The following is a 3,469-nucleotide window of genomic DNA, read 5'->3' as shown; positions in this document are numbered from 1 at the left end:
CCGCTCGGCTCAGTGCCTTGATGGCCGAACAGCCGGCGCAAACCATGCTCAACGCCGGCACCCTCGCCAGCTACGAAAAAGGTGTGCAGGCGTTAGTCGACCATCCAGGGATAAGCCATCTGGCAGGCCAGGACCAGCACGGTAATCAAGCCCGGCCGCAACTGTTCAAGGCCGACGTCAGCCTGCTGCTCAAGGGTGATCCGCTGTTGCAGGAAGAAGTGTTCGGCCCGACCACCCTCGTCGTCGAAGTGGCCGATAAAGCCGAGTTACAACAAGCGCTGAACAGTTTGCACGGTCAACTCACCGCCACTTTGATTGGCGAAGAGCAGGACCTGAAGGAACACGCCGATCTGCTGGTGCTGCTGGAACAAAAGGTCGGCCGGGTACTGTTCAATGGCTACCCCACCGGCGTTGAAGTGTGCGATGCGATGGTGCATGGCGGTCCTTACCCGGCGACCTCCGACGCCCGTGGCACGTCGGTCGGCAGCCTGGCCATCGAGYGTTTCCTGCGCCCGGTGTGCTACCAGAACTGCCCGGATGCCTTGCTGCCCGACGCCCTGAAAAACGCCAACCCGCTGGGCATTGCCCGCCTGGTCGATGGCGCCAGCCACCGCGAACCGGTCTGACAACACGACCTCCTGTGGGGTGAGCCTGCTCGCTCCCACAGGAGATCTGATTATCAAGGCAGCAGTGCTTTCAGATCGTTGTACAGCGCCTCGGGAATCTGCACGCCTTCCACCACACTGCGTGCCCGCGCCGCATAACGCCGTTGCGACGGCAAGCGCGCCCCCTGCCCTTCAATCCCCTGAAACAACACCTCGGCCCGGGCCAAGTGCTCTTCAGTAGCCGCTCCCAGAAAACGTCGCGGATCCAGCGCGATGATCAACTCGCCATGGTACGGCGATGACTTGCTGCCCGCGTCGTAAGCCAGTGACTCGGCGCTGGTCAGGTCACCGATCAAAGGCCCGGCAATCAACTCCACCATCGCCGCCAGCGCCGAGCCCTTGTGCCCACCGAACGTCAGCATCGCGCCGCTATCGAGCACCACGTTGGCATCGGTGCTCGGCCGCCCCTCAGCGTCCACGCCCCAGCCCTCGGGAATCGCCTTGCCGGCACGCCGATGCAACTCGATATCGCCACGGGCAATCGCACTGGTGGCGAAGTCGAACACAAACGGATCCTGCCCCACGCGTGGCCAGCCAAAGGCAATGGGATTGGTGCCGAACACCGGCACCCGTCCCCCGGCCGGCGCCACCCAGGCATGGCTCGGATTACACGCCAGCGCCACCAGCCCGGCGGCGGTCAACTGCTCGATCTCCACCCACAGCGCCGAGAAATGCACACAACGATTGATCGCCAGCGCCGCAATCCCGTTGGCCCGGGTTTTCTCTTCCAGTAACGGCAGCCCCGCCTGGAACGCCAACTGCGAAAAACCACCCCCGGCATCCACCCGCACAATCGACGGTGCCTGGTCGATCACCCGTGGCTCGGCGTCGGCCGACACCTTGCCGGCCCGCAGGGAATTCACGCAGCCCAGAATCCGGTACAAACCGTGGGACGCACAGCCATCGCGCTCGCCAGCGATCACCGTCGCCGCCACCGCTTGCGCATGGGCCAGGTTAAAACCGTTGTGCAACAGGATCGATTCGGCCAATTCACGGGCTTCGATCAGGGTCAGTCGAATCATGGTCATCTCCTTGGATAGACCGGTCAGACTGGTCCAGTCCAAGGCTCACGGCTTGATCGCTTTAGGTCGGGTTGATGACGAATTCGGCACATCGCTGAAACAGTCGGACGGCGTATTGCCCGGCCACTCGTCGGGCGACGCAACCCGACTGATTGACAGCGATGGGTGCCTGCGCAATTATTATTACATCGCATGCGATATAAACGTATGCGACACACAAATCACATCATTCGAAACGTTGAGGATCCACCCCATGAGCAAGATCGAAAAAGTCCTGATGACCGGCAAGACTCACACCACCGCCAGCGCCGCTGGCAACACGTCGCGTGGTCATAACGGCAGCCTCGACATTACGCTGTCGTCGCCTGGAAGCGCGAAACCGGCGCACGTGTTCACCGCCATTCAGCCACACCCGACCGCCGAGCAACTGTTCGCCGGTGCATGGTCGGCCTGTTACACCGCCGCTGTCGGGCTGGTGGCCAATGACATGAACGTGGTGCTGCCGTCTGATTTGTCGGTCGACATCGAAGTCGATCTGGGCCAGACCGGTGCGGCCTACTTCCTTCAGGCTCGATTGACGCTCCGCGTGCCGGGTCTGACGCACGACGTTGCGACGACACTGGCGCACACCGCCGATCAGATTTGCCCGTACTCGAAGGCGACGCGCGGCAATATCGACGTGGCCCTGAACGTCCTCACGGTTTAACGCACCGCGATTGGCATTTTTTTCTGCAAATACATCGCATGCGCTTTAAGCGCATGCGAATAACAAGGCCAAAACCATTCCGATAAAATCGTACACGAGGTATATTTTGCCTTTGCGAGCCTTCTACTTTGGCCAACGAGGAAGCACATGAAACGCACTGACAAGACCGTCCCCGCTGATCTGAAGCTCTCCGACTTCCTGTGTTTTGCGGTCTATTCCACGAACCTGGCCTTCGGCAAGGCCTACAAGCCGATACTCGAGCACTTGGGGCTCACCTATACGCAATACATCACCATCGTTGCGCTATGGGAGGAAGACCACCAAACCGTGGGCAGCCTGGGCGAGAAGTTGTTTCTCGAATCGAACACGCTCACACCGATCCTGAAAAAACTGGAAGCGATGGGCTATCTGCAGAGGCAACGTGATCCCGAGGACGAACGGCAGGTGCGGATCAGCCTGACGAAAAGCGGTCGACAGCTACGCGAAGACCGCCCCGAGAAGGGCCTTTCCCACGCAACGGGTCTGGAACCGGAAGAGTTCGCACAGTTGCAGAACGCGATCGTGAAACTGCGCAACAACCTCATCAAATCGACGAAAGCCGAGGGATGAGCAAAACAAATACCTTGATACCGGAATGAAAAAACGGGCGCCCTGATCGGCGCCCGTTTTTTATTCAAAGGCTCGCTGGCAGGGCTGCGGTTACTGCCCATGAGTACTCCGCTTGTCGCCCCGTTTTGATATGTTTATTTTCATACAGTTGATTTGTGAAATATTTTATGTCATTTATAGCCTCGCAAATCATCAGGACAATCCACCTCGCCAGACCGGACGGCAGCCCCGTATCACCAACGCCCCATCCAAGGAGTCAACAATATGAACAAGACAGAACTTCTAGGTGCTCTGGCACTGTGCGCCGCAAGCTTGCTGGCACACGCCGACGAGGACAGCCTGCGTATCGGCATCGAAGCCGCCTACCCGCCCTTCTCCTTCAAGACGCCGGAGGGCAATGTCAGTGGTTTCGATTACGACATCGGCAACGCGCTGTGTGCAGAGATGAAGGTCAAATGCGAGTGGGT

The 3,469-nt window shown here is 59.5% G+C and carries 5 protein-coding genes; 4 read left to right on the top strand and 1 reads right to left on the bottom strand.

Annotated elements, in window-relative coordinates; all coding sequences use genetic code 11:
* A partial coding sequence (locus AC1DLB_RS25305) for an aldehyde dehydrogenase family protein (RefSeq protein ID WP_477785857.1) occupies positions 1 to 626 on the top strand: 626 nt, incomplete at its 5' end.
* A 53-nt stretch (positions 627 to 679) separates the two neighbouring features.
* Here AC1DLB_RS25305 and AC1DLB_RS25300 read toward each other — a convergent pair.
* Positions 680 to 1,687, bottom strand: coding sequence for an Ldh family oxidoreductase (locus AC1DLB_RS25300; protein ID WP_477745560.1), 1,008 nt, complete (start codon positions 1,685 to 1,687; stop codon positions 680 to 682).
* A 253-nt stretch (positions 1,688 to 1,940) separates the two neighbouring features.
* Between AC1DLB_RS25300 and AC1DLB_RS25295 the strand changes: the two genes are divergently transcribed.
* The 3 genes from AC1DLB_RS25295 to AC1DLB_RS25285 form a co-directional block, all read left to right on the top strand.
* Positions 1,941 to 2,393 carry an Ohr family peroxiredoxin gene (locus AC1DLB_RS25295; protein WP_019649553.1) on the top strand — a complete coding sequence of 151 codons (453 nt, stop codon included), beginning with the start codon at positions 1,941 to 1,943 and terminating at the stop codon, positions 2,391 to 2,393.
* A 147-nt stretch (positions 2,394 to 2,540) separates the two neighbouring features.
* Positions 2,541 to 3,002: a MarR family winged helix-turn-helix transcriptional regulator gene (locus AC1DLB_RS25290; RefSeq protein WP_192351466.1), complete on the top strand. Its 462-nt coding sequence runs from the start codon at positions 2,541 to 2,543 to the stop codon at positions 3,000 to 3,002.
* 264 nt (positions 3,003 to 3,266) lie between these two features.
* Positions 3,267 to 3,469, top strand: a 203-nt coding sequence (locus AC1DLB_RS25285; RefSeq protein ID WP_477785856.1) for a transporter substrate-binding domain-containing protein, incomplete at its 3' end; no start/stop codon positions are given.

This window comes from Pseudomonas sp. 05N434 (assembly GCF_056396965.1).
This window is presented reverse-complemented; position numbering and strand designations above follow the sequence as displayed.

Bases quoted from the DNA above. Each gene is read 5' to 3' on its own strand.
- AC1DLB_RS25295 (WP_019649553.1), top strand. From the start codon at position 1,941: ATGAGCAAGATCGAAAAAGTCCTGATGACCGGCAAGACTCACACCACC.
- AC1DLB_RS25290 (WP_192351466.1), top strand. From the start codon at position 2,541: ATGAAACGCACTGACAAGACCGTCCCCGCTGATCTGAAGCTCTCCGAC.
- AC1DLB_RS25300 (WP_477745560.1), bottom strand. From the start codon at position 1,687: ATGATTCGACTGACCCTGATCGAAGCCCGTGAATTGGCCGAATCGATC.